The 26,630-nt window shown below is 67.1% G+C and carries 19 protein-coding genes and 1 pseudogene; 11 read left to right on the forward strand and 9 right to left on the reverse strand.

Translation table 11 applies throughout. From position 1 onward, the window contains the following. A pseudogene (locus B2869_RS01755) lies at positions 1-490 on the forward strand (1-pyrroline-5-carboxylate dehydrogenase); the annotation flags it as partial. Between the two features lie 140 nt (positions 491-630). On the opposite strand, the gene B2869_RS01760 reads toward B2869_RS01755, so the two are convergent. The 5 genes from B2869_RS01760 to B2869_RS01780 all read right to left on the reverse strand — a co-directional run bounded on the left by B2869_RS01760 (position 631) and on the right by B2869_RS01780 (position 5,896). Next, a complete protein-coding gene (locus B2869_RS01760) occupies positions 631-1,719 on the reverse strand; it encodes an ABC transporter permease (RefSeq protein ID WP_292761968.1) in 1,089 nt (362 codons plus the stop codon). Next, entirely contained in the window at positions 1,716-2,600 is an 885-nt protein-coding gene (locus B2869_RS01765; RefSeq protein ID WP_292762016.1) for an ABC transporter ATP-binding protein, read from the reverse strand. The genes B2869_RS01760 and B2869_RS01765 overlap by 4 nt, the downstream gene beginning before the upstream one ends. 111 nt (positions 2,601-2,711) lie before the next feature. Further along, positions 2,712-3,899 carry a benzoate/H(+) symporter BenE family transporter gene (locus B2869_RS01770; protein ID WP_292761971.1) on the reverse strand — a complete coding sequence of 396 codons (1,188 nt, stop codon included), beginning with the start codon at positions 3,897-3,899 and terminating at the stop codon, positions 2,712-2,714. A 54-nt stretch (positions 3,900-3,953) separates the two neighbouring features. Next, positions 3,954-4,634, reverse strand: a complete 681-nt coding sequence (locus B2869_RS01775; protein WP_292761974.1) for a response regulator — start codon at positions 4,632-4,634, stop codon at positions 3,954-3,956. Beyond that, the gene (locus B2869_RS01780; protein ID WP_021198208.1) at positions 4,631-5,896 is read right to left on the reverse strand and encodes a sensor histidine kinase; all 1,266 of its coding nucleotides are present in this window, start codon (positions 5,894-5,896) and stop codon (positions 4,631-4,633) included. Before B2869_RS01780 ends, B2869_RS01775 begins: the two co-directional genes overlap by 4 nt. Before the next feature lie 150 nt (positions 5,897-6,046). On the opposite strand from B2869_RS01780, the gene B2869_RS01785 reads away from it, so the two are divergent. From B2869_RS01785 to B2869_RS01820, 8 genes are all read left to right on the forward strand, one after another. Continuing rightward, entirely contained in the window at positions 6,047-6,484 is a 438-nt protein-coding gene (locus B2869_RS01785; RefSeq protein WP_292761981.1) for a VOC family protein, read from the forward strand. Position 6,485: 1 nt separating this feature from the next. Further along, the gene (locus B2869_RS01790; RefSeq protein WP_292761984.1) at positions 6,486-7,178 is read left to right on the forward strand and encodes a winged helix-turn-helix transcriptional regulator; all 693 of its coding nucleotides are present in this window, start codon (positions 6,486-6,488) and stop codon (positions 7,176-7,178) included. Beyond that, positions 7,175-7,828, forward strand: coding sequence for a dihydrofolate reductase family protein (locus B2869_RS01795; protein WP_292761986.1), 654 nt, complete (start codon positions 7,175-7,177; stop codon positions 7,826-7,828). Before B2869_RS01790 ends, B2869_RS01795 begins: the two co-directional genes overlap by 4 nt. A 35-nt stretch (positions 7,829-7,863) precedes the next feature. Next, entirely contained in the window at positions 7,864-8,421 is a 558-nt protein-coding gene (locus B2869_RS01800) for an RNA polymerase sigma factor (protein ID WP_292761988.1), read from the forward strand. Between the two features lie 51 nt (positions 8,422-8,472). After that, positions 8,473-11,340, forward strand: a complete 2,868-nt coding sequence (locus tag B2869_RS01805) for a LamG-like jellyroll fold domain-containing protein (protein ID WP_292761990.1) — start codon at positions 8,473-8,475, stop codon at positions 11,338-11,340. 16 nt (positions 11,341-11,356) lie between these two features. Further along, on the forward strand, positions 11,357-17,662 hold the full coding sequence (locus B2869_RS01810; RefSeq protein ID WP_292761992.1) for an RHS repeat-associated core domain-containing protein: 6,306 nt from the start codon (positions 11,357-11,359) through the stop codon (positions 17,660-17,662). A 48-nt stretch (positions 17,663-17,710) separates the two neighbouring features. Further along, positions 17,711-18,346 (forward strand): hypothetical protein, encoded by a 636-nt coding sequence (locus B2869_RS01815; protein ID WP_292761994.1) that lies wholly within the window; start codon positions 17,711-17,713, stop codon positions 18,344-18,346. Positions 18,347-18,603: 257 nt separating this feature from the next. Beyond that, positions 18,604-18,906 (forward strand): hypothetical protein, encoded by a 303-nt coding sequence (locus B2869_RS01820; RefSeq protein ID WP_292761997.1) that lies wholly within the window; start codon positions 18,604-18,606, stop codon positions 18,904-18,906. A gap of 1,193 nt (positions 18,907-20,099) precedes the next feature. Here the strand turns inward: B2869_RS01820 and B2869_RS01825 are convergent. From B2869_RS01825 to B2869_RS01835, 3 genes are all read right to left on the reverse strand, one after another. After that, positions 20,100-22,994: a LamG-like jellyroll fold domain-containing protein gene (locus B2869_RS01825; RefSeq protein WP_292761999.1), complete on the reverse strand. Its 2,895-nt coding sequence runs from the start codon at positions 22,992-22,994 to the stop codon at positions 20,100-20,102. Positions 22,995-23,087: 93 nt separating this feature from the next. Beyond that, on the reverse strand, positions 23,088-23,897 hold the full coding sequence (locus tag B2869_RS01830; protein ID WP_292762001.1) for a Cof-type HAD-IIB family hydrolase: 810 nt from the start codon (positions 23,895-23,897) through the stop codon (positions 23,088-23,090). Positions 23,898-23,908: 11 nt separating this feature from the next. Further along, positions 23,909-24,769: an exodeoxyribonuclease III gene (locus B2869_RS01835; protein ID WP_292762003.1), complete on the reverse strand. Its 861-nt coding sequence runs from the start codon at positions 24,767-24,769 to the stop codon at positions 23,909-23,911. Between the two features lie 37 nt (positions 24,770-24,806). Here B2869_RS01835 and pyrE point away from each other — a divergent pair, with 37 nt between their 5' ends. Together pyrE and B2869_RS01845 are read left to right on the forward strand one after the other, a co-directional pair. Next, positions 24,807-25,367 carry an orotate phosphoribosyltransferase gene (gene pyrE / locus B2869_RS01840; RefSeq protein WP_021198216.1) on the forward strand — a complete coding sequence of 187 codons (561 nt, stop codon included), beginning with the start codon at positions 24,807-24,809 and terminating at the stop codon, positions 25,365-25,367. After that, a complete protein-coding gene (locus B2869_RS01845) occupies positions 25,364-26,266 on the forward strand; it encodes an ROK family protein (protein ID WP_292762008.1) in 903 nt (300 codons plus the stop codon). The genes pyrE and B2869_RS01845 overlap by 4 nt, the downstream gene beginning before the upstream one ends. Before the next feature lie 21 nt (positions 26,267-26,287). Here B2869_RS01845 and B2869_RS01850 read toward each other — a convergent pair whose 3' ends face one another. After that, positions 26,288-26,557, reverse strand: coding sequence for a hypothetical protein (locus B2869_RS01850; RefSeq protein ID WP_292762010.1), 270 nt, complete (start codon positions 26,555-26,557; stop codon positions 26,288-26,290). Positions 26,558-26,630 lie beyond the last annotated feature (73 nt).

Consider the following 26,630-nt stretch of genomic DNA (forward strand, 5'->3'; position numbering starts at 1 on the left):
CGCCTGGGTCGACGAGTTCGGCGCGGTGAGCGACAAGTCCGGGCTCGGGGTCGAGCGCAACCTCTTCCGCTACCGTCCGGTCGCGGTCGACGTGCGCATCGGCGAGAGCACGCCGCTGGTCGACGGTGTCCGCGTGCTCGCGGCCGCCCTGCGCAGCGGCAGCCCGTTCACGGTGTCGGCACCGGCCCTGCCCGCACGCATCGAGAAGGCGCTGCGTGCGCACGGTGTGACCGTGAAGCACGAGTCGGACGCAGCGTGGACCAAGCGCTACGCCAAGGCGGCGAACTCGTGGCACCGCGTACGGCTGGTCGGCGGCGACGCCGCGGCCCTGCATGAGGCGCTCGACGGAAGCCCCGATGTGGCGGTCTGGTCGCACGCCGTGACCGGTGCCGGCCGAGTGGAGATGCTGCCGTTCCTGCACGAGCAGGCCGTATCGATCACGAACCACCGCTTCGGCAACCCGACCACCCTCGCCGACGGCGTGATCTGACCCGGGCTCGCTCCCGGAAGCGAAAACGGAGACGATCGATGCGGTCGTCCGCGTGTCATGTGCCGACACGCGGACGACGAGCATGATCGTCTCCGTTTTCGCACCCTTGCGCGGGCGGGCGGGTTGCTGGGTACGCAGCCTCAGCCGCGCAGCGCCTCGGAGAGCTTGACCCGGGAGCCCATGCGCAGCAGCGAGTTCTCGTAGATCTTGGCGCCGATGACGATGGCCGCGACGCAGCTGAGGAGCAGGATCACCAGGCTCAGCAGCGGCTCCCACCACTGGGCCTCGCCGACGAACAGGCGCATCGGCATGCCGACAGGCGCCGAGAACGGCACGTACGACATGATCGTCAGCACCAGCGGGTTGTCGTTGAAGACGATGACCAGGATGTACGGGGCCATGATCAGCATCGTGATCGGGGTGGTCGTCGAACCGATGTCCTCCTGGCGGGAGACCATCGAGGCCGCAGCCGCGAACATCGCCGCCAGCAGGATGAAGCCGAACAGGAAGAACACCGCGAACCAGATGATCGGCGCCCCGAGGGTCGTGAGCACCTCGCGCTGACCTGTGACGATCAACCCGATCGTGGCCACGGCCGCCAGGGCGAGGATCTGCCCCATCGCCAGCACCGTGTTGCCGATCACCTTGCCCGCGAGCAGTGTGCGCGCCGGGATGGCCGACAGCAGCACCTCGACCACGCGGGTCTGCTTCTCCTCGACGACGCTCTGTGCGATCGTGCCGCCGAACGTCGCCGCTGCCATCATGAACACCAGACCGAAGGCGATCGCGATGAAGTACCGCAGCAGCGGGTTGGTGGTCGCCGGTTCCAGGATCACTTCCTCGGGAGTGATCGACAGGGCCGAGACGAGCGAGCCCGGCGCCTCCTGCAGCGCGACGACCGTGTAGCCCGAGGGGCCATCGCCCGGCAGCACCGCAGCGTCGACCTTGTCGTCGCGCACGAGCTGTTCGGCTGCAGCCTGGTCGGCGACCGTGGTGACCTCGACGTTCGGGATGGCGGAGACGGCGGAGGCGGTCTCCGCGGTCGCTGCGACCGGCATCGCATCGGTGTTCTTGCTCGCGAAACCACCGAGGATGATACCGGCGAGCGCGAGCACCAGCAGGATGCCGGTCGAGATCAGGAACGCCTTGCTGCGCAGCTTCGAGCCGATCTCGCGCTCGGCGACGAGCCAGATGCCGTTCGAGGCGCGGACGGGGGTGGGGGCGCTCACTGGATGACCTCCTTGAAGATCTGGGCGAGGGACGGATGCTTGGGGGCGAAGCTGGCGACGTCGCCACGCTGCACGGCCGACTGCAGCACGCGCTGCGCCGTTTCGGGGCCGTCCGCGTCGAACAGCGCGTACCCGCCCTCGAAGTCGACGACCGTGACGCCGGGCTCGGCGCGCAGCCATCCGGCGTCGCCGGCCGAGACGAGCTCGTACCGGTCGCGGGCATGCTCGGCGCGCAGCGTGTCTCGGGAACCGGCCGCGCGGATCGTGCCGCCCGCGAGGATGACGAGGTCGTCGCACAGGCGCTCGACAACGTCGAGCTGGTGGGAGGAGAACAAGATGGATGCGCCCTTGGCGGCACTGGCCTGCAGGACTCCCGCGACCACGTCGACCGCGAGCGGGTCGAGGCCCGAGAACGGCTCGTCGAGGATGAGAACCTCGGGGTCGTGCACGAGCGACGCGGCGATCTGCGCGCGCTGCTGGTTGCCGAGCGAGAGCGACTCGATGGTGTCGTTCAGCCGCTCGCCGAGCCCGAGCTCCGTGAGCAGGGCGGTCGCGCGCTCCGTGGCCTCCTGCTTGCCGAAGCCGTGCAGGCGGGCGAGGTAGACGATCTGCTCGAGCACCTTCATCTTCGGGTAGAGGCCGCGCTCCTCGGGCATGTAGCCGAAGCGGCGGCGGTCGGCGGTCGTCAGCGGAGCGCCGTCCAGGTCGACATGGCCGCCGTCCGACGACAGCAGCCCCAGCACGATCCGCATGGTGGTGGTCTTGCCGGCGCCGTTGCCGCCGACGAAGCCCGTCAGCCGCCCGGGGGCGACCGTGAAGGACACGTCATCGAGCACGCGCCGAGAGCCGTAGCTCTTGGTGATGCCGGAGAGTTCGAGCATTCCTGTGGTCATGCCTTCACGCTACGGAGCGCGCCCGTCTCCGGCATCCCCCGCACGGCGGACTCTGCGGGATCACCCGCCAGGGGGAGGGGGGGGAGGGAGGGAGGAGTATCAGGGGCGCGGAGTGTGGAGCACCGTGCGGACGAGGAGTCCGGCGAGGAGCGCCCAGAACGCGGCGCTGACCCCGAGCACGGCGATCCCGGATGCGGCCACCAGGAAGGTCACCACGGCGGGGATCCGTTCGCCCGGTTCGTCGATCGCCTGCTGCACCGATGAGCCGAACGCGGCGAACAGCGCCAGACCGGCGACGGCCGGGATCACGGCCGTCGGCGCGAGCACCACCAGAGCGGCGAAGGCGGCCGAGAAGACCGCGAGAACGAGGTATGACGCCCCGGTCGAGACCCCGGCGACCCACCGCCTCTTCGGGTCGGGGTCGGCGTCCGGCGAGGCGGCGAGTGCGGCGCTGATGGCGGCGAGGTTGATGGCGTGCCCGCCCGCGGTCGCTCCCAGGGCCGTGCCGACCCCGGTGACCAGCATGGCGGGACGCCACGGCACCTCGTATCCGAAGCTGCGCATGATCGCGACGCCCGGCACGTTCTGCGACGCCATCGTCACGATGAAGAGCGGCAGTGCGAGGCCGACGAGCGCGCCGACCGTGAACGTCGGCGCGGTGAATTCGAGGCGCGGCAGGAGCAGGGCGGGGTCGAAGGGTGTGCCTTCGCCGATCGCAGAGACGCCGACGAGCGAGACCGCGACCACGACGGCGGCGGCGACGAACGCCAGTGGCACCGCCCAGCGCGGTGCGAGGCGCGCGAACACCAGCCACGTGAGCACGACCGGCGCCACGCCCCAGGGGTTCGCGACGATCCCGGTGATCGGGGCAAGGCACAGGGGCAGCAGCACGCCGGCGAGCATCGCCTGCGCGATCGACGGAGGGATGCGGGCGATCAGCGCGCCGAGGGCCGGCCACAGCGCGGTGAGCAGGATGAGTGCGGCGGTCACCAGGAACGCGCCGACCGCTGCCGGCCATCCACCCTCGACGGTGCCCGTGGCGACGAGCAGGGCGGCTCCCGGAGTCGACCAGGCGACCGTGATCGGCATCCGATACCGCCACGCGAGCACCACGCAGGCCAGACCCATCGTGAGGCTGGCCGCGAGAAGCCCGCTCGCTGCCTGCGCCGCGTTCGCCCCGACCGCGTCGAGTCCGGTCAGCACCACCGCGAACGAGCTGGTGAATCCGACGAGTGCCGTCACCACCCCCGCCAGGATCGGGCGGGACAGGGGTGCGGCTTCGGGCATGGCTCCGAGGGTATCGCGGAGACGGAGGGGCGCCGCGGATCAGGGGGTGCCGCGCTAGGCGAGACCCATGCGGTGCGCGAGCACGACCGCCTGCACGCGATCGCGGGCGCCCAGCTTCTGGAGGATGCGCGAGACGTGTGTCTTCACGGTGGCCTCGCCGATGAACAGCGCCTGCGCGATCTCGGCGTTGCTCCGGGCATCGGCGAGCAGCGTCAGCACTTCGGCCTCGCGCTCGGTGAGGGGCTCGGCGAGCGTGACGTTCGACACGCCGCTGTTCGTGGTCGCGACCGCCGCCGGAGCAGGCGTCGCGGCGAAACGTGCCAGCACGCGGCGGGTCACCTCAGGGGCGAGCATGCCGTCACCGGCGGCGAGCGCCCGGACGGCTGAGATCAGATCCTCCGCGCCGGCGTTCTTGAGCAGGAATCCACCGGCCCCGGCATCCAGAGCACGGTACAGGTAGTCGTCGCGATCGAAGGTCGTCACGATCGCGATGGCCGCGTCGACCTCCGGGTCGGCGACGATACGTCCGGTCGCCTCGATACCGTCCATGTCGGGCATCTGCACGTCCATCATGATGACGTCGGGACGGAGGGCAGATGCCTTGTCGACCGCCTCGGCTCCCGATGATGCCTCGCCGACCACGGTGATGTCGGGCTGGGTGTCGAGGATCGTGCGGAAGCCGGCGCGCAGCAGGGCATGGTCGTCGACGAGCAGGACACGGATCGGATCGTTCATCGGTTCCTGCTCGATTCGCTCGCGACGGGAAAGGGCACGCGGGCGCGCACGCGCAGGCCGCCGAACGGCCGGGGGATCACCTCGAGCGTGCCTCCGGAGGCCGCGGCGCGTTCCCGCATCCCGAGCTGGCCGAGCCCGGGGCGAAGCTGGGCGACCGGGCGCCCCGTGTTCACGATCTCGATCTCGACGCCGTCGTCGTCGTAGCGCACGCGCACGTCGGCTGTCGCGTCGGGGCCGGCGTGACGGCGGGCGTTCGTGAGGGACTCCTGCGCTATGCGGTACAGGTTCACGGCGACGAGCGAAGGGACGGGCGCGGGGTCGCCGATGACCGTGTACGCGGTCGGCAGTCCCGCCTCGGTCGAAGCGTCGACGAGTTCGGCGATGTCGTCGAGGACGAGGGTAGAGGCGGCATCGGTGGTCTCCCCGCCGGGGGCCCGCAGAGTCTCGAGCAGCTGGCGCAGCTCGTGGATGGCGTCGCGTGCCGATCCCTCGATCCCGGTGAGGATGCGCGCGGACTCCGCGGGGTCCCGTTCCAGCACCAGGCGGGCGGCTCCCGCCTGCACGCCCATGACCGACACGTGGTGGGCGACGACGTCGTGCAGCTCGCGCGCGATGCGCACCCGGTCGAGGGCGACGGCCTGAGCAGCGGTGACCTCCCGCTCGCGCTCCAGCTCGGCCGTGCGCTGCTCGAGAACCGCCAGTTGGCTGGCCGCAGCCCAGGAGCGCTCGCCGAAGTAGTACGCCCCACCGAAGTAGAGCACGTTCAGCAGCAGCTGGATGAGCATGAAGGCGACGTACGGCGACATGGCCCCGGCGATCACATCCGCCTTGTCGGCTTCGTTGATCGCATCGCGGTACATCGTGATCAGCAGCCACACGAACATGCTCACGATGATCCCGACGCGCACGATGATCGCGCGCCGGCGGTTGTTCATCCAGGCGCCTGCCGTGTAGATGGCGATGAACATCGCGATGTTGCCGACATAGATCTCAGGGATCCGGATCGTCACCGCGGTGAAGTAGGCGGCGACCACGATGACGGCGACCGTGCCGGGCCAGCGGCGGCGGACGGCCAGGGGAGCAGTGACGACCGCCGCGTACACGAGGGCCGTCCACAGCGGCGCCTGCTCATCGCCGTACATCTCGGCGATCGAGGAGAGTGCAGCGCTCAATACGGCCCCGACGAACATGACGGCGGCGAGCAGGATGTCGCTGCGCCGCTCACGCTCAGTCGGCGTGCGGAGGAACGGGGCTGCGGGCATCCCTCCACCGTAGGGCGGTGGCCGTTCCGGCCGCATCCCCCGCACGGGGGACCGAATCCTCACTTGCTATTGACAAGCAAGGTTGTTTTTTGCAAGCTGGTCGCGAAAGGGCTCACCGACCGATGGGCTCGCATCTCCGGAGGAGTCATCATGACCAAGGTGTTCGTCAACCTGCCCACCAGCGACCTCGACCGTGCCAAGGCGTTCTACACCGCTCTCGGCTGCGAGATCAGCCCCCAGTTCACCGATGAGAACGCCGCATGCATCGTGTGGAGTGAGGACATCTACTTCATGGTGCTCAAGCGCGAGTTCTTCGCCACGTTCACCGACAAGCCGATCGCCGACCCGAATGAGGTCGTGCAGGTCTCCGTGGCCTTCAGCCAGGACTCGCGTGACGAGGTCGACGCGATTCTCGAGAAGGGTCTGGCCGCCGGCGGCACCGAGCCGAAGCCCGTGCAGGACTACGGCTTCATGTACTCACGCGACCTCGACGACCCGGACGGCAACTCGCTCGGCTTCCTGTACATGACCCCCGAGGCCGTCGAGAACGGCCCGGACCGCGTGGGCGACACCGCCGCGTCGGTCTGACATGGCGGCGCGCAGCTACGGCCAGTACTGCGGCGTGACGACGGCCGTCGAGCTGATCGGCGAGCGCTGGGCGCTGCTCATCGTCCGCGATCTGCTCGTCGGGCCGCGTCGGTACACCGACCTCAAGCAGGGCCTGCCGCGCATCCCCACCAACATCCTGTCCACCCGGTTGAAGGAGTTGCAGGAGGGTGGGGTCGTGCGACGGGTGCCGCTGCTGAACTGCGGCCTGGTGTACGAGCTCACCCCCTACGGCCGCTCGTTCGAGCCGATCATGCTCGCGCTCGGACGCTGGGGTTTCCAGGCGATGGGGGATCCCGCAGAGGGTGACGTCGTCACGCCCGATTCGCTCACGATGGCCTTGCGCACGGCGTTCCAGGCGGAATCCGCCGTGGATGCCGAGTACGAGCTGCATGTCGGCGACGTCGCCCTCCGTGCATCCGTGCACGACGGCGAGCTCCGCGTCGCGCAGATCGCGCCGCCGGCGCCGCCGGTCGGCGGACGTCTTCCCGACGGCGCTCCGGACGCGGTGATCGTCGCCGGACCCGGTATCCGTCGCCTCATCGGCGGCGATGTCACCCCGGCAGAGGCCCTCGCGCAGGACATCGTCGCGGTCGTCCGGGGCGACGAATCGCTGCTGGATTCGTTCGCCGACACCTTCCGCATCGCACGACTGACAGTAGGGAGCACGACATGAACAGCCAATATCCCGATGAACAACAGGCATCCGGCCGCATCCTGATCGATCTCTTCACCTCTCTCGACGGCGTCGCCCAGGGCCCCGGCGGCACCGACGAGGACACCTCCGGCGGCTTCCGCTTCAGCGGCTGGCAGGCCGGGTATCCCTCCTCCGGGGTCGGTCCCGAGATCGAGAAAGGCATGCGCGGGCTCGACGCGCTGCTGCTCGGGCGCCGCACCTACGACATCTTCGCCTCGTACTGGCCGGAGCACACCGAGGGGGAGTCGGGCGCCATCGGCACGCTCTTCAACCGGGTGCCGAAGTACGTGGCGACGCGGAATGCCGAACTCGCGCTCGACTGGGAGGGCAGCACGCGCGTCGGTGCCGATCTGGCTGCCGAGGTGGCCGCGATGCGGGCGGCCCACCGCGAAGTGCACGTGATCGGCAGCATCGATTTCGTGCACACGCTGCTCGCCGAGGGTCTCTTCGACGAGTTGAATCTCTGGGTGTACCCGCTGCTGCTCGGCGCGGGCAAGAAGGTGTTCGACGACAACGCGCTGCCGTCGGTGCTGCGGTTGTTGGAGCCGCCGATCATCGATGAGGCGGGCGTGACGCTGCTCCGGTACGGGCGCACGGACCGCGTGCCGGAGGTCGGTACGTTCGAGTGAGTTGAGGTCTGCGCCCCGTGTAATACGATCCGAACATGGGGGTCGGAAAGCAGTCGTGGCAAGCCGCGCGCGCCGCAACCTTCCACCAGATCTTCGAACAGAACTGGGCGCGTGTTCGACACCACGTCGAGTGCGTGATCGACGATCCGGACGAGGTGTCGGATCTCGTCTCCGAAGTGTTCGCACTCGCGTGGTTGAAGCTGGATGAGCGCAAGCCGCTGGGCTTGATCTGGTTGTTGCGCGTCGCGGACAACAAGCTCAAGGATCGTGAGCGCAAGACGCGATCGGAAGCCAGAGCGATGGATGCCTTGCGTCAGGGGGCAGGGGGCCGCCGTGAATCCGACGTCCTCGACGCGATCGCGGTGCGTCATGCGATCACGATCGCGTTGACCCCTCGGGAGAGGAGGATGGTCGTCCTCTTCTACTGGGATCGATTGGCCGCAGGGGAGATCGCGGAACTGCTGCGCTGCTCGCAGTCGGCGGTGTTCACGACGCTGAGTCGGGCGCGGGTGAAGCTGGAACGGGAGCTCGGTCGCGAGCGTCTTGACGAGGCCCATATTGCTCGAGCGGCGAATACCTTACAAACGGATTAATCCAGAAGATCGACGTTGCGCCGGCTCCCAGCGAAACCATAGCTTTCGTCTGTGAATCTCCTTTCCTCGGGCTCGCGCGGTCGTGCTCGTATTGCTCTGAGTTCCGTCTGCGTCCTCGCCATCGTCCTGGGCGGGGGAGCGCTGTCAGCGTCGGCATCTCCCGTATCCGCAGGGCAGGGTGCGGGGAAGGCCCTTCCGTCGCAGTCGTTCCGAGACATCCAACAGGTGGCCGTCTCCTCTGCAGTCACTGCTGCCCGGGCCACGGGCGAGCCGGTGCCCGTGGAGGGCATGATCACTCCTACCGAGCAGACGCTCGCGATGCCGGACGGGACGATGCAGTACGAGGCGTCGAGTCTCCCGGTGCGGGTGGAACAGGACGGCGACTGGGTGCCGGTCGACACGACGCTCACGCCCGTCGGCGAGTGGCTCGAACCGATCGCTTCGGCGGCCCCTGTGCGCTTCTCGCCCGGCGGCACCGACCAACTCGCCCAGGTGCAGGCTGAATCGGGCGAGTGGATCACGGAGACGTGGCCCTACGGGATCCTGCCGACTCCGACAGTCGAGGGGGACACGGCGACCTATGCGGAGGTGCTTCCCGGCGTCGACCTGAAGATGGTCGCGACGAAGACCGGCCAGGCCTCGATCTACGTCGTCAAGACGGAGAAGGCGGCGCAGTCTGCGAAGCTCGACGGCCTTCATGTCGTCGTGGAGGACGCAGAACTGCGCACGGACTCGACAGGCACCGTCACCGCGGATGCCGGAGGCGAATCCCGTATCGTCGCGGGCCAACCGCTGTGGTGGGATTCGTCTGAGGGCGGCACTTACCGGGAGCCCGGAGGCGAGGCCCCTCCGCTGCCCGTGAGCCACGAGGTCGAGACGGACCGCGTGCTGATGGACGTCGGCGATTCGGTGGCGAAACATGAGAAGCGCGACGGTGAGATCACGTATCCGATCTTCGTCGATCCTGACTGGTCGTCGGGGATCACCGCCTCCTGGTACACCGACGCCGCCTATCCGAATCAGTCGTACCTCTCGGCGGGGGCCTCGGATGTGCTGCGTGTCGGTATCTATCAGCAGTATCGCTCCGACATGTTCTTCCAGTTCCCCATCGGTGCTCTGGCGGGGAAGGTGGTGACGAGCGCTCGGCTCAACACGACCCAACTCGCCGTGGCCTCCAGCGGGGCCGGGGCGATCCAGGTGCACACCTACGGGATCAAGCCCGCCGGGTTCACCTGGGCGCAGGAGCAGGCGTGGAATGCCGCAGGCACAGGCGGATGGAGCGCGCCGTTGCAGGCCCCGTGGTACGGGCCCGGTCTCGGGTCCGCCCCGATGGCGGTCGGGTGGAACGTGACGACGGGGGTCCAGGCCAAGGTCGGTGCCTCAGCGATTCAGTTCGCCTTCACCTACACGAGTTCGAGCCTGCCCTCGCGGCGTCACTACAGTCGTGCGGCCACGCTCATCGTGTCGTACAACACCCTGCCGAACACTCCGACCGCCCCCATGTTCACATCGCCCTCGCGCGCCTGCGGCACCGCCGCGGCCCCTGCCGTGGTCGGCCAGACGAACGTCGCGGTGGCCGTGAACCAGACGGATCCCGACGGGGGAAGTGTCGGCACGAACTTCTACCTGGCCAAGGCCGGCAACCTCGGCGCTCTCGTGCAGACGCTCGGGTCCGGCCTCGCGGCCGGCGGGACGAAGACCGTGACGTTCACCGGCCTCGTCGACGGTGAGACGTACGCCTGGCGGGGGAGAGGACAGGACACGACACATCACGGCACCGGCTACAGCGAGTGGTGCTACTTCACGGTGGATACGACGAAGCCCGCCGTGCCGGTGGTGGAGGCCCCGACAGGTGCTTCCTATGTGGTCGGAACGGGAATCCCGTTGTCTGTGACCGGTGCATCGGATGTCGCGGGCTACGTCTACTGGGTGACGCCCACGCAGCTGGTCTCCCCGGCGCCACCGGTGCCGGCTGATGGGACGGTCTCCGTGGCTGCGGCCCTTCCCAACTGCGCGACCACAGTGACCAACAGCGTCCGGTGGGCCTGCAAGACCGGCAGCGGCGCGACGACCGTCACCGTCGCACCGACCGATTCGCTGTCGACGGTATGGGTCTCCGCCTACGACAAGGCGGGCAATCAGTCCGCTCCCACGGGGCATCCGCTGTATCCCGGCGGGAACACCGGGACCCCGGCCGCGGCGGCGAACCTCGATGCGGGACACGCCTGGCAGCTCACGACGATGTCGTCTCCCCTCCCAGAGGCGATTCCGGACTCCAACCCATGGATCGGTGCGAATGCCATCGACCTCATGATCCCGGCGACCGCCTCGACGACCACGACGGACCTCCCCGACTTCCCGGTCGCCTCTCCCGTGCTCTCGACGAACGTGGCGACCGCTGGATACGAGATCACGTCCCTGGCGGCTCCCGTCGATGCGTCCCAGAGCTTCTCCTTCAGCCTCTGGGTCAAGCCCGCGCACGTGGCACCGATGCCTCAGATCATCGCGATCCAGCGGGGCCCGGGGATCGGCACGATGCAGCTGCAGATCACCAGCACCGGAAAGTACGCCTTCTGCCTCGGCGAGGAGTACGTGAACATGAGCAACACCGCCCGCGACAACAACTGCGTCACCGGGGGAACGGTCGTGCCCAGCACCTGGCAGATGGTCACCGGGATCTGGGATGCCGCGAACCAGCAGCTCCGCCTCCACATCGGCAACTCCATCACGCCGGTCGCCGTTAATGGCCACGTCAACGGCAGCGGCGATCGCACCGCCAGCGGGCGGCTGATGTTCGCCCCGGGCCCTGACAGCCTCCGCTTCATCGGGCTCATCACCAACCCGGTGATGGTGCCCGGCGTCGTCGATCACGCGCAGCTGGCGCGCCTGGCCGCCTTCGAACTCCCTTTCACCGACTGAGTACCGGAGACTGACCATGGCGCGTCGGAGCCCTCGCACGATTCTTGCTGTCCTCACCACCTCGGTGCTCGCGTGCGGCGTGCTGGTCGCGGCTCCGGGCGCGGCCTTCGCCGAGTCGCCCACCCCGACCGTCGAGACCCCGGTCTTCGGCGATCCGGTACCGGGTTCGACGATCAGCGAGGCGGATGCGGGCGCTGACCCGCTTTCGTCGATGAACTCGGCCACCCCCGAGGCCGTGGAGATGCCGTCGCTGGAGAGCACCGACGTGGTTCTCGAGCAGTCGGATCTGGAGGGCGTCACGACCGACGCGGCGGAAGGCGCGGAGGGGGCCGCGCCGGCGACGGTGGCCGGGGAGTGGAAACCGCTCGGTGACACGGGGCTCGCCATCGCGCCGGCGTCCGGCACAGAGGAGGCTGGGAAGGAGCGCGCACCGGAAGGCGACGCCGAGAACTCGAACGACGAGGCCGCGGAAGGGGTGTCGCCGAACCCGTCCGTGGTCGTGGAGATCCTCGACGAGAAAGCCGCGGCCAAGAAGGGGCTCGATGGCATCGTCGTCTCCCTGGTGCAGCAGGATGCGGCGGAAGAAGGGGAGCCGGTCGCGGTGCGGATGCCGCAGCAGCTGCTCGCCGGAGCCTACGGCGGCGACTTCGCGAGTCGCCTGGAGTGGGTGCAGGTGCCCGCGTCGACGAAGCCCGAGGACGTGTCGGAGAAGGCCATCCCGGTGGCGAGTGCGGCGACGGACGAGGGACTCGTGCTCACGCCGAAGGTCTCGAAAGAGCCGATGATGCTCGCGGCGCTGTCGGGCGTGAGCAGCGCGAACGGCACCGGCTCATACGCGGCCACACCGTTGAAGTCGTCGTCGACATGGGACGTCGCCGAGCAGACCGGTGCGTTCACGTGGAACTACGACATGGCCGTCCCCTCGCCGGGCGCGGGACCGGCACCGTCCGTGGGCCTGTCCTACAACTCGCAGTCGGTGGATGGACTCACGGCGTCGACGAACAACCAGCCGTCGGTGGTGGGTGAAGGATGGGACCTCACCGCCGCCGGGTTCATCGAGCGCAGCTACATCCCGTGCGCGAAGGATGACGGCCCCAGTGGTGCGGTCGCGACATCCGGCGACCTGTGCTGGAAGACCGACAACGCCACGGTGTCGATGGCCGGGCGGTCGGGGGCACTCATCAAGGATGCGACCAGCGGTGTCTGGAAGCTGCAGAACGACGACGGCACCCGGTTCGAGCGCCTCGTCGGTGCTGCGCAGGGCTGTGCGGCGAACGGCACGGTGAACAACGAGTGCTGGCGGATGACCACGACCGACGGCACGCAGTACTACTTCGGACTCAATCAGCTCCCCGGCTGGTCCACGGGCAAGGCGACGACGAACTCGACCTGGACGGTCCCGGTGTTCGGCAACGATGCGGGGGAGCCCTGTCATGCCTCGACGTTCGCGGCGTCTTCCTGCTCACAGGCCTGGCGGTGGAACCTGGACTACGTCGTGGATGTGCACGGCAACGCGCAGACGCTGTACTACACGGCGGAGACGAACAAGTACGCCAAGGGCGGCTCTGGCGCGACCGCGTACCAGCGTGGCGGTGCCCTCACGCGCATCGAGTACGGGCTGCGCGCCATGGACCTGTTCGCGTCGAAGGCCGCGGGGTACCGGGTTCTCTTCAGCTATGACGGAAAGGGCCGATGCAACGACGCCACCGGGTCATCGTGCACGGCTGCGGCTCTCGACAGCGCCGTGATGCCGGCGAATCCGGCGAAGTATCCCGACGTGCCGTTCGACCAGCTCTGCACCGGAACCTCGTGCAGCGCGTCGCAGATCTCACCTTCGTTCTTCACGAACGCGAGCCTCGTGAAGGTGGAGTCGCAGGCGAAGGTCTCGGGCGAGTACTCGACCGTCGACTCCTGGGCTCTCGGGCACTCGTATCCTGATCCCGGCGACGGGACATCGGCTGCCCTGTGGCTCACGCAGGTGCAGCGCACGGGCACTGCGGCGGGGCAGCCGGCGATCGCGGAGCCGGCGACGGTCTTCTCCGGCGTCACGATGCAGAACCGGGTGTGGGTCGTCGATGGTCTCGCCCCACTCGACAAGTGGCGGTTGAGCTCGATCAAGACGAGTCTCGGCGCCGTGATCAGCGTCAACTACCAGGGGCAGCAGTGCACACCGGCTCAGGCTGCCGGGATCCTCGCAGACCTGCCGAACAACACGAAGTGGTGCTTCCCGGAGTGGTGGGTGCCGCAGTCGACGATCCCGCTCGGCGGGCGGCAGGATCTGTTCCACAAGTATCCGGTCTCCTCGATCCTCGTCAACGGTGTGACGGGTGGTCCGCTGAGCCAGGTGCAGCAGACGCAGTACTTCTACGGCACGCCGAAGTGGCGGTACAACGATTCGCCGCTGACGGTGGCGAACTCGCGCACGTGGAACGTGTTCGCGGGTGTGAACACCGTGGAGGTGCGTGAGGGTGACCCCGCGGTGCCGGCGGCGCAGAAGGTCTCGAAGTACACGTATTACCAGGGCATGAACGGAGACAGGGCGGCGGCAGGTGGGGGCGTGAAGACGGTGAACGTCACCGGCACCAGCATCCCGGACGACCGCTGGTTCGCTGGACAGCCGTATCAGCAGCAGGCCTTCAACGGTGTCGGCGGAGCTCTGGTCTCGACGCAGGTCAGCACGCCGTGGGCCTCGAACGTCACCTCGAGTGATGGTACGCGGCAAGCGCGGTTGAGCGGTGTGCAGAAGATGATCGTCACCGAGCCGCTGTCGACCGGCGGGAACCGCACGCTCGAGACGCGTGCGACGTTCGACGGCACCTACGGCTATCCGCTGACGGTGTCGACGATCCCATCGGATGCCACGGGCAGGTGCGTCACGACGACTTACGCCGCGGCGAACACCTCCGCCTGGATCATCGGGCTCCCCAGTCAGGTACGGACGATCAACGCCACGTGTGACGGGGTGTCCGGAGCGCAATTCCCGCGAGACCTCGTCAGCGACGTGAAGACCACCTACGACGGGTTGGCCTGGGGAACAGCAGCCAACAAGGGGCTTCCGACATCGGCGCAGGTAGTGGACAAGTACGAGAATGGGCAGCCGCATTGGATCACGAAGGAGTCGTCCACCTATGACTCACTCGGACGCCCGCTGACGAAGACCGACCCGCTGGGGCGCACGACGTCGACGGCGTACACCCCTGCGACGGCGCTGCCGCTGCTGTCGACGTCAGAGACGAACGCGGCACCGTTCTCGTGGCAGACGGTGACGACACTCGATCCGACGACCGGCGCCAAGACGAAGATCGTCGACCCGAACGGTTCGACGACGACGATCGCGATCGACGGTCTGGGGCGTTCGACCAAGGTCTGGCTGCCGCTGCAGCCGCAGGCCGCGAATCCCGCGGCGCCGTCGATGTCGTTCTCATACACGCTGTCGCAGACCGGCCCGAATACGATCAAGTCCGACACCCTGACCGGTGGCGGCATCGTCTCGAGCTACCAGCTGTTCGACGGTCTCGGGCGAGAGACGCAGACGCAGAGCCTCGCTGTCGGAGGCGGCACAGTCGTGAAGACCACGAACTACGACAACCAGGGGCGAGAGTACTTCGTCGACAATGAGTATTGGACGGCGTCAATCACTCCGGGAACCGCGTTCTTCACGCCGGTGACGGAGAGCAACATCCCCTCGCAGGTCATCACGGCGTACGACGCCGTCGGTCGCGCGCTCACGTCGACCCTCAACACCTCGGGAACCGTGCACTCGCAGACGGTCAACGCCTACCCCGGTGCAGATCGGGTCGACATGGTGCCGCCGGCCGGGGGAACGTCGACGAGCACGTTTACGAACTCCCTCGGGCAGAAGACCAAGCTCCTCCAGTTCCTGTCCCCGGGTATCACCGGCGCCGGACAGGCGACGACGTACGCGTACGACGGGGGTGGGCGGATGAACAAGATGACCGATCCGGCCGGCAACGACTGGACCTGGACGTTCGACCTGCTCGGCAACCGGGTCGGTCAGGACGACGCCGATTCGGGAGTCACGACGGCCACCTACGACCTCGCGGGAAACATGACCTCGACGACGGATGCCCGCGGCAAGATCGTGACCACGACGTACGACGAACTCAACCGCAAGACGGCCTCCTACGCCGGCACCTCTTCGGGCGCGATGCTCTCGTCGTGGACCTACGACACGGTCAAGAAGGGGCTCGTCACGACATCGACCGCCTACACGGGGTCGACGCCCGGCGCCCCGGGCCTTGCCTACAAGACCACGGTCGGCTCGTACGACGCGGCGGGCAATCCGCTCGATTCGACACTGTCGATTCCGGCAGGTGCACCCGCCTTCGCGGGGACGAACTACAAGACGACGCTCTACTACAACGCGGATTCGTCGTTGCTCGCGAAGCAGATGCCCGCGATGGGTGGCCTGCCGGCGGAGACGATCCGCTACAGCTATGACTCCTGGGGCAAGCTGAGCGGTGTGCGCGGCACCTCGATCATCCTCGCGAACACGGTGTACTCGCCGATCGGACAGCTGTCGCAGTTCAACCGGGTCAACGGATCCACGAGCAGTGCGTACTCGACTTACGGCTATGACGCCGCGACGGGGGCGGTGCTGTCGATCAAGGACAACGCGGTGTTCGGCGACCTGGGGCACTATGTGGCCGACCGCTCGTACACGCGTGATGCGGTCGGGAATGTGACATCGGCGACGATGAGCTCTGTGCTGCCGACGGCGGGAACGCAGAAGGCTTGCTACGCGTATGACTCGCTGCGCCAGCTGAAGTCGGCGTGGACTCCGAATGCATCGACGGGGTGCGAGGCCACGCCGTCGGCGAGCGGGATGGGTGGACTTGAGCCGTACTGGCACCAGTACACGTACGACAACGCCACCGGGAACCGCACGGGACTGGTGAAGCGCTCGTCGATGGGAACGGCCACGACCGCGACGTACACGTACGCAGCAGCGGGCGGAGACCGTCCGCATGCGGTCAACATCGTGACCGGCCCGGCAGGAGTGGGGCCAGGATCATACTCCTACGACACGGCCGGTAACATGACCGGGCGCCCGGGCCAGACGATCACGTTCAACGACCTTGGCAAGGTATCGAAGGTCGTGGCCGGGTCCACGACGCAGGACACCGTCTACAACGTCGACGGCAGCATCCTGCTGCGCACCAATACGACGGAAGGTTCAGCGCTGTTCGTCGGCGACACTGTCTTGACGCAGGCTGCGGGGTCGACCGTGGTCGCGGGGGTGCGGACGTACAGTGGTGCGGAGGGCAAGCCGATCGCGGAGAAGTCTGCGAAGACAGGGACCGCGGGGACCACGCTGACGTGGTTGTTCTCGAACCTGGAGGGGACGGTGGACGTGCAGACGGTGGCGAACGCGACGGGTGCGACCACGCGCGTGTTCCGTGATCCGTATGGCGCACCGATCGGATCGTCTGGTGTGTGGGGCAGCGGAACCGGGTACATGAACAAGCCCGTTACCGCGACGACCGGGCTGACGACGGTCGGTGCACGGACGTACGACCCGGTGCTCGGAAAGTTCCTGTCGGTGGATCCTGTGATCGACACGAGCCTTCCACAGCAGAACACCGGTTACACGTACTCGGGAAACAACCCCACCACATACATGGACCCGAGCGGCATGAGGCTCACTATCGGATGCGAGCCCAACTGTCCTCGAGGGTCTGCCACGATCGCGCAAAACCTTACTCAGGGAAAGCCGGCATATGCCAACGTCAAGCCATGGTCGTCGACCAAACCCGGCGGCAGCGGTGTCAAACCAAAAGGCTCCTCGCCAACGAACCAAGCCGTTCTTACTCCGGCACAGGCCCAGGCGCTTGCTGATCGAATGGGGCCGCTGCTCCAGTACCAGCGATGCGCTGACTTCCCGACGACGCGCATCCCTTGTGGCCCCGAGTATGCGAAGGCGAACGATGCATTCAACCAGGGGCTCCTCAAGGGTGTCGAGCTAGCGATCACGATCATTCCAGGTGTGGGAATCGTGAGGGTGCTACGTACGGGTGTTGCCATCGGTACCTCGGCCAACCCGTCGAGGAGCACGCCGACTCCGGTCCGCGTGAATTTTGATGACCCCTCGATCTCCCCCGGGGCCGGCTGGGAATGGCGGGGCAGGGAAACAACGCCGGGATCTGGTCCCGGCAGTTGGTACAACACCAAGACCAATGAGTACTTGTATCCTGACCTGAAGCACCCCGAGCCGATCGGCCCCCATTACGATTGGCGATCTCCGGACGGAACCATGTACCGAGTTTTCCCCGACGGACGAGTCGAACCGAAGCTCCCGTGATAGCCCGGGGTGCCGTCAAGTCGTTCAACCTAGATTGGTGATGATCAGATGCATGTCCATGGCAGGCTTGTCTCGATTCCAGTCAAGCAGGCTCTCGATTGGTCGAAGGAATCTCTCGACCAGGGCTCTCATCTCGCCCGACAGGCTGCGGGAGCGCTCGACCGCGAGCCCATCCGCGCATATGCAATCCTGCCTCAAGATGGAGCAGCTGCTCCTTTATCGGAATTCTCGCAATCCGCAAGAATTGGCGATGCGGATCGCATCCTCGGCGAAACCTTGACTCGGCTTTCAGAGCTTGCTGGCATTCTCGTAGTCGATGACGATCTGGCTCGTCGTGGCGATCCGGGCCTCGATGATGCCTCGTTCGTAGATGACAGAGTCATTCGCTGGCTCGATATCGGCTCGGCATCCAATGAGCTCACGCATCTAATACGAATCGGCGCATCCGGATACCCGCTAAACGCCTTCATTTGCCACAGTGAGGGGGGGCGGGCGGCTGGTCTTTCGGCCGGCCCTCTTTCCAGGCCGGACGTCCTTCGTCTCGTGAGTGAGGTGCGAGTCATAATTCACTCGATTTTTGATGCAGAATCGTTCCTATTTGTGGTAATCGACGATGGGTATAATTCCATCTTCGAATCGCTCACGGGGCCCGTTGCGTCTCAAACTGCGAACGCCGACGCATAGCCGGATCTCTGGTTGTACAACCGTATCGACCCGTTCAGACGCGAATAGAGATCGGCGCTTCCTGGAGGGGGGTACGAAGGATGCGGCTAAAGCGAATGCGCTCACATCGTGCGATTGCGCTGGCCTCCTTGGCGGGAGCGGTGCTCGTTCTCGCTGGATGTGAGACCGCATATCAGTACGGGCCATACACATTGGGCACTGACGGCGAGAACCTCTTGGTCGCGGTATGCGAGGCTCGAACGATTACCGAAGTCTACGTGGAGGAACGACCTGACCTTCCCGGCGTTCAAGGACGCCAGCACATCTGGGATGCGTCCGGAGACCTCTCGGTCGCTGCTGGCGAGATCCTCGTGGTCGGCGGCAACAATCCGGATCTCCTCAACAGTGTCAGCCTGAAGTCGAACCCAGAGCCCGGCGTGCGCTATTTCCTGGACATGAACGAAAAACTGGGGCAGGTCACGTCCGCGCTCTTCAGGATCCCGGAAGACGGGCTCGCCCCCGGTAAGTGGTTGACGCCGGAAGGTGATGTGTCTTCGAAGCCCTGTCCCGATACGACCTGAGTCGCGGCAGGACGGCGGAGGATCGAGCACAGGGACCGCTAGCTGACACGAGGACCGGCTCGTCTGGCGCGCTTCGGTTCCCGCTTCGCCCTCTCGCGCGCTTCTGAGAGGGCCCGTTCCGTTCGCCGCTCTCGTGGCGTGAGCGGTCCCCTCAGTGATGGCACGTGGAAACATGGCTTCAGCGCTTTGACTCGAGATCAGACTTCCTGGCTGCAGAGAAACGGGTGGAGCATTTCCTCTTGAATGAGCAACGTGTGTCTGAATGGGTCGCGCAAAGCGTGGCCAAAATCGACTCGATGAGATGTCTGTTCGTGGTCAACCACCTGGACGAGATCCTCGGCGAGACCCCCGATGGTGGGTTCGATATCCAAGCGAGTCTTGAGTTGTTGTCGTCGTGCGACCGGAGGCTACCGGCGGGAATGGAAGCTCGCCTCGCTCTACCCTGGGGAGACAGCGTCGCGCTGGAAACAGAGGTGCCTTCGCTGGACAGGCTTCCGGTTCTCGAGCCGTACGAGCCGCCTTCCCTCTACGTTTTCTCCCGAGAATACTGGGCCACACCAAACGACCGAGAAGAATATCGGTGCCCGTACGACGGACACCCTTGGGGGGAGGGTTACACGGCTGACTACTCGTGCGGCCGATCATCTCGAGAGCGAAGCCTCGGTTGGGAGTTCACGAGAACCGTCTGGGTGCGCCCGTGAGGAGCACGCTGAGCCGCGTCCGAATTCGCCCCATGGAGCAGGAACCGCTGACATCCTGTGGTGGCCCGGATCAGGCGGTGAGCGACAGTCCGCTGGTACGAGTTTGGTGTGCCTCGATGCGATGGAAAACGCAGCTATGTGGTCGCGCCGCTGCCGTGATCATCGGAAGATGGCTTGTCTCCTGTCCGCCTGTTCGGTCCTGTCGCTTGTGACGCTCGATCAGCCGATATCCCGGTCGATCCGAGGCTGTCGGCTTGGTGCGGTGCGATGGAGAGGCCGACGCCTTTCGAGTGCGCGTCTTGCTGGGGGTACGAGAGTTGACTCGTGGTCGGAGGGATCGTGGAAGTGGGTGAATGGGCGCTCGTCATCGGACCCGCGCGAGACACCCGCACCTCGCGATGAATCGAGCGAGCACGGCCGGGCGCTCGCGTCCGTGACAGATGGGCGCTGCTCGTCCGCGCCGGTGTGCGGCTCCGAGAAATGACCTCGTGCTCAGTCGGTGAACGGCAGCTCGAAGGCGTTGAGCCGCGCGAGCTGGATGTGGTTGATGACGCCGGGAACCATGACGGGGTTGGCGATCAGGCCTTCGAATCGTCCTGTCATCGGAGCGGGGCCGAAGACGAGGGGGCCGCTGGCTGAGCGGTCGCCGGCTCCGTTGATGTGCGAATTGACGGCGACCGGGGTGATCGAGTTGCCGACGAGGAGTCGGAGCTGCTTGTTCGTCGCATCCCACATGCCGGTGAGCATCTGCCACGATCCGGGTGTCACCGTACCGCCGGTGGCGCAGTTGCTCGTGGGTGTCGTGCTGGCGGAGTTCACAGAATAGTCTCCGAGGCAGAAGGCGAAGGTGCCCGCACTGGTGACCTGCAGCTGGACGGAGCCGCTCGCGCCTCCTCCCTGCATCGCGATCTTCTGGGAGCCTGAGGCAGGCAGATACCGGGTCTTCACCCACACGTTGAACGTGAAGCTGTTCATCGCGTTCACGGCGGGATACATCGTGCTCACCTCCATGGCGGTTCCCCCAGCGGTCGACAGCACCGGGGTCTCGATGGGCGGGTCGGGCAGATCCGTCGAGGTGGTGGAGCTGGTCTCGGGTATCAGCAAGTCGATGCCACCAGCGCCGATCCACGGGTTGGAGTCCGGGATCGTGTTCGGCAGCGGGGTGGACATCTGCGTGACCTGCCACGCGTGTCCCGCATCGAGGTCGGCGGCGGCAGCGGGGGTTCCGGTGTTGCCGCCGGGGTAGAGCGGGACGCCCGTCGCGGCGGACTGGTTTCCTGCCTTGTCGTATGCGGAGATCCACAGCGTCGACAGGGTGTCGGTCGGGGCGACGCTCAGTGTGGTCGCTCCGGCCGGAGCCTTGCACGCCCAGCGCACGTTCTGTGTGAGGGCCGTCGCGCACGCGGGCAGCGTCGCATTGACCGAGACCGTCCCGTCTGCCGGGACGGGAGGTGCCGGGGTACTGAGCTGCGTCGGCGTCACCCAGTAGACGTAGCCGGCGACGTCGCTTGCCCCGGAGACGGATAGATCGACCCTGGTGCCGACCGTGTAGGTCGCACCTGTCGGGGCGGTCACGGCAGGTACCGCGGGCTTCGTCGTGTCCACCGTGAAGTAGCACCACGCGGTGGGCGCGACACCGTCGTGCACCCAGTCGCTCCCTCGTGCGTACCAGGCGTAGGTCTCACCGTTGGTGAGTCCGGTGAAGGTCGCCGTCTTGAGCCCTTGTGCGCCGAGCCCCGGGTGCTTCCACTGCAGCGAGGTCGCCAGCGCCGAGGCCTTCATGATGTGGAAGTTCACGTCGACGTTCCCGGGGTCCGGGTCGGTCTGGTTCACCTGAACAGTGACATCGGTCTGGCCGATCATGGCCGGAGCCGCGGCCGTGCCGCACTGACGGCTCGGCGACACGAAGACGGGGTCGGTCGTCGCGTTCGGACGGCTGTTGTACGAGACAGTCAAAGTAGCCGCGCGACTGAAGTGGCGTCGCGACACGACCGTCTCGTTCTGGGGCGCGAGCCCGAGCTGGAACCAGGTCTGTCCGACGTAGGCCTGAACGCCCGCCGTCACGTTCCAGCCGACGGCCTCAGGCCCGCTGCTGCACGAGCCGGGGTTCTGCGTGTCCAGTACAGGGCCCCACAGGGAGTGGTTCTGCTGGTTCCAGGTGAATCCTCCGGACTGCGGGCCGAAGGCGCGCACCTGGACGGGACTGTTCGGGCATGACGCCCATCTGATCTGCGTCGCCCCGAGCCGTGCGCCGAGGATCTCCTTGCCCGCGAGGGGGCTGATGATGAACTCGTAGAAGATGTTGCCCCGGAAGTTCTCGTATCGTCCCATGCGCAGGACATCCGAGGTGCTCGCGTTGAGGTACGACTGGTTCGGGTATGCAGCGTCCGTGTACCAGGATGCTTGGATGCCGGCCGACCAGTCGGGGTCGATGAAGATCGGATAGGTCACTTCCTGTCCGGATGCCTTCTCCTGCGTCGTGACCGAGGCCCCGACGTCGAGCGCCACGCGATCGTCGCCGATGTCGTGCGTCACCGGAAGTACGGGCTCGGTTGCTCCGGGCTCGCGGAAGCTGCCTCCTTCGGAGGAGTCCCACCACAGTGGCTGCCCCGCAACGATCTGCGAACCATCGGCTGCTTCCGCTTCGACGGAGCCGTTCGGTTTCGTGCTCAGCTCGGCGTCTCGGATAAGGACGTGGAGATCGTCGAGCGTGCCCGACTGTGCCGCCTTCTCGGTCTTGACGACGTAGACCGATGCCTGCCCCGTCTTGGTGGCGACCATCTTCAGATCCACGTCGGGCAGCACGTTCGCATACGTGGCCGTATCGCCGTCGACCGTCGGGGCGGGGAGCGTGCCGTAGGGCCAGGTCTCAGTGACCCATTCCCCGGACTCGGTCTGCACCTGCGCCAGCTCGTTGCCGCCGCCGAGGGAGAACCGCACGGGTGCGGCAGAGGCGATCGGCTCCAGCCAGCCGTCCACTCGCGTGAGGGTGGTGTCCACCGGCACCCACTCGGAGTCCTGCTCCACTCGAACCGGGACGGTCGACGCTTCGTACTGCATCGTGCCATCGGGCATCGCCAGGTGCTGCTGTGTGGGGGTGATCATGCCCTCCACAGGCACGGGCTCGCCCGTCGCCTGCGCGGTCGACATTGCCGTGGCGATCGCCGCTTGCTGCACGGACCGGAAAGATGTTCCCGAGAGCGTCTTCTCGGCGCCCAGGCCCGCAGCCGGAGGCGCGGCAGTTGCGGAGAGCGTGCCGCCGCCGAGCACGATGGCTGCCGCGCAGATCCCTCCGAGGAGAGTCAGGCGGCGTCCACGGCGGCCTTCGCGGTGGTCGGATGCGGGACGACGGGTGCGGGCTGTGTGCGGGGCGTGGGGGAGCTTCACAACCGAAAGCTATGCGTGCCGTCGCGTCGCCTGCAATATCGAGTCGCTCGACGAATCCATTTGTCAGGTATTCGGCCGACGTGCAATAGCGCGTCAGGCGAGCAGTCGCTCGATCACCTGAGCCACGCCGTCGTCGTCGTTCGAGGTGGTCGTCTCGTCGGCTGCGTCCTTCACCAGGGGTTCGGCGTCGGCCATCGCGACGCCATGCCCTGCCCAGCGGAGCATCTCGACGTCGTTGAGCGCATCGCCGAAGGCGACGACGTCGGCGCGGTCGATACCGAGGTGTTCGCAGAGCCGGGCGAGACCCGTCGCCTTGGTGACGCCCTCGGCCATGACCTCGACGAACGGCGCACCCGAGAGCGTCGCCTCGAAGCCGGTGAGCCCGAGCGCTCGCACCGCGTCGAACAGCGCGGCGGGTGCGAGCTCGGGGTGCCGGATCACGAACTTCAGGCTGGGAGCGGCGAGCACGTGCGGCAACGGCACGCCACCCATCGTGGCAGGGTCGCGCTTGTGGTCGGCGAGAGCGGCGATCGCGGCATAGCCGTCCTGCGCCACGAACGTCTCGCCGGCGTCGCGCACACTCGCGAACAGCAGCCCGGGGATGCTCGCGCGCAGAGCCTCGGCCAGGATGCGGATCGTCTCGGGGGGAAGCTCTTCGGAGAACAACATCCGCCCGTCGTCGAGGCGCACGGCGTAGGCGCCGTTGCTGCACAGCGCCCACCCGTCGAAACCTGCATCCGCCGCGATGGCACGCAGCCCGATCGGTTGGCGTGCCGTGACAGGGACGACGTGGATGCCCCGCTCTCGTGCCGCGTCGAGGGCAGCGCGGGTACGCGGGGTGACGGACGACGTCGAATCGAGAAGCGTGCCGTCGAGATCGGTGGCGATCAGACGCACACTCACGGGATCGGCATTCAGGAGAAGATCATCGGCATGTCGTCGTCGTCATCGGCGCCGCCGGCTCCGAGCTGTCGGCCGTCGAGATCGACGACCACAGGGACGTGATCGCTGGGCTGTTCGCCCTTGCGCTCGTCGCGGTGGATGGATGCGCCCGTCACGGCCTCGGCCAGCGTGCGTGATCCCAGCACGAAGTCGATGCGGACGCCCTCGTTGCGGGGGAACTTCAGGCGCTGATAGTCCCAATAGGTGAAGCCTTCGGGGATCAGCGGGCGCACGACGTCGGTCACCCCGGCATCCTGGAACGCGAAGAACGCGTCGCGCTCCTGCGGAGAGACGTGGGTGGACCGGCCGATCACGATGTCGGGATCGCCGTTGTCGACGTCGAACGGGATGATGTTGAAGTCGCCGACCAGTGCCAGCGGCAGGTCGGGGTTCGCCGACAGCTCGGCGGCCGTCGACTTCTTCAACTGCTCCAGCCAGTGCAGCTTGTAGAGGTAGTGCGGGTCTTCGAGAGAGCGCCCGTTGGGCACGTAGAGGCTCCATACCCGGACCCCGTCGACCATCACGCCGAGCGCGCGGGCCTCGAGCGGAGCATCCGGTCCTTCATGTCCCTTGGCGAACCCCGGCATCCCGTCGAAGGACGTGCGCACATCGGTGACGGGGAGACGGCTGGCGATGGCCACGCCGTTCCACTGATTCAGGCCGTGCACCTCGACGTGGTAGCCGGCCTCTTCGAACGGCCCGTAGGGGAACTGCTCGGGCTTGCACTTGATCTCCTGCATCGCCAGCACATCGATGTCTTCTCGGACGGCGAACTCGACGGTGCGGGTGACGCGGGTGCGGATGGAGTTGACGTTCCAGGTGGCCAAGCGCATGCCTCCAGCCTAGGGCCCACCTCCTACACTGGATGCCGTGACCGCACTCGACGCAGACCGCCAGACACTCCTCGACCTCATCAAGGACGAGGCGGTGTTCCATGGCGACTTCACCCTCTCCAGCGGCAAGAAAGCGACGTACTACGTCGACATGCGCAAGCTCACGCTGGACCACCGCGCCGCTCCCGCGATCGGCCGCATCATGCTGGACCTGATCGGCGACCTCGACGTCGTGGCTGTCGGCGGGCTCACGCTCGGCGCCGACCCGATCGCGAACTCGGTGCTGCACGCCTCGGTCGCGGCCGGCACTCCGCTCGACGCGTTCGTGGTGCGCAAGGAGCCGAAGGACCACGGCCGCGGCCGCCAGATCGAGGGCGCCGACGTCAAGGGCAAGCGCGTCGTCGTGCTCGAAGACACCTCGACCACCGGGCAGTCGGCGCTCAAGGCCGTCGAAGCCCTGCGCAAGGAAGGCGCCGAGATCGTCGCCGTCGCCGTGATCGTCGACCGCAAGACCGGTGCGCAGGCTGCGATCGAAGCCGAGGGACTCGAATGGCGCGCCGCCTTCGACCTCGACGACCTCGGGCTCGACCCGCAGTGACGCGTTACGCGCTGGCCGTCGACGTCGGCGGCACGAAGATGGAGGCCGCGCTCGTCGCGGAGGACGGTCTGCTCGTCGACGGCAGCAGGAGTCGACAGTCGACCGGTCGCGAAGCGACTCTCGCGTCGCTCGACACCGCGGTTGTCGCGATCGTCGAGCATGCGCTCGCGGTTCTGCCCTCGGACGGTGAGCTCGTCGGAGCGGGAGTCGGCAGCGCCGGCCCGATCGACCGCACCGCCGGCGCGATCATGCCCGTGAACATGCCTCTGGCGCGTGGTTTCAGGCTCGAGGAGTCGGTCCGTGCGGCGGCATCCACCGTCATGGGGAGCGACGTGCCCACCGTGCTCGGTCACGACGGCGGTGCGCTCGCGCTCGCCGAGTCGTGGCTCGGGGCCACGCAGGGAGCTGGTGCCTCGCTGTCGATCGTCGTCTCGACGGGGGTCGGTGGGGGATTCGTTGCGAACGGCGCATATATTCCCGGCGCCACCGGCAATGCCGGTCACCTCGGTCAGGTGCGCCGCGAGGGCGGTCTGACGCTCGAGGAGATCGCCTCGGGGCCGGCGAGCGCAGCCTGGGCGCAGAAGCAGGGCTGGGCAGGTGCGACCGGCGAGGACCTCGCGCGGGACGCCGCCGCCGGAGACCCCATCGCGCGGGCGGCGATCGAACGTTCTGCACGCGAGGTGGGGGAGGCGCTCGCCGATGCCGCCACACTCGTCGACCTCGATATCGTCGCCATCGGCGGCGGCTTCTCTCGGGTGTCCTCTGACTACATCGACCTCGTGCAGCAGGCTCTGACCGGCAGCGCGGCTCACGAGTACTCGCGCCGTACACGCGTCGTGCGCTCGGGGTTGGGTGACGAGGGGCCGCTCATCGGCGCCGCCGCCCTCGTGCTGCGCTAGACCTTCCCTCCGGAGGGACTATCAGCGGCTCGCAGTGACCAGGCGACGCGGTGGACCCTCGAGTCGGGCGACGGATATCTTCAGGTCGGTGACGTCTGCGGCTACCGCGTCGATGCGAGCACTGAGCTTCTCGTCGACAGCGTCGATGCGGGCGCTGAGCTTCTCTTCGACGGCGTCGATGCGATCGTCGATTCTGCGCACCATCCATGCGCCTGCGGCGAAAAGGCTGGTGCCGAGGGTGAGTACGATGCCGATCGCGCTGATGACGATCGTGAGGATCTCGGTGGTCACCGTCTCATCTCCTTCCCGCGGTGAGCAGACGTCGTGGTGGTCCTTCGAGCCGGGCGACGGATATCTTCAGGTC

This window comes from Microbacterium sp. UBA3486, from assembly GCF_002377845.1.
GTDB classification, from domain to species: Bacteria; Actinomycetota; Actinomycetes; order Actinomycetales; family Microbacteriaceae; genus Microbacterium; species Microbacterium maritypicum_A.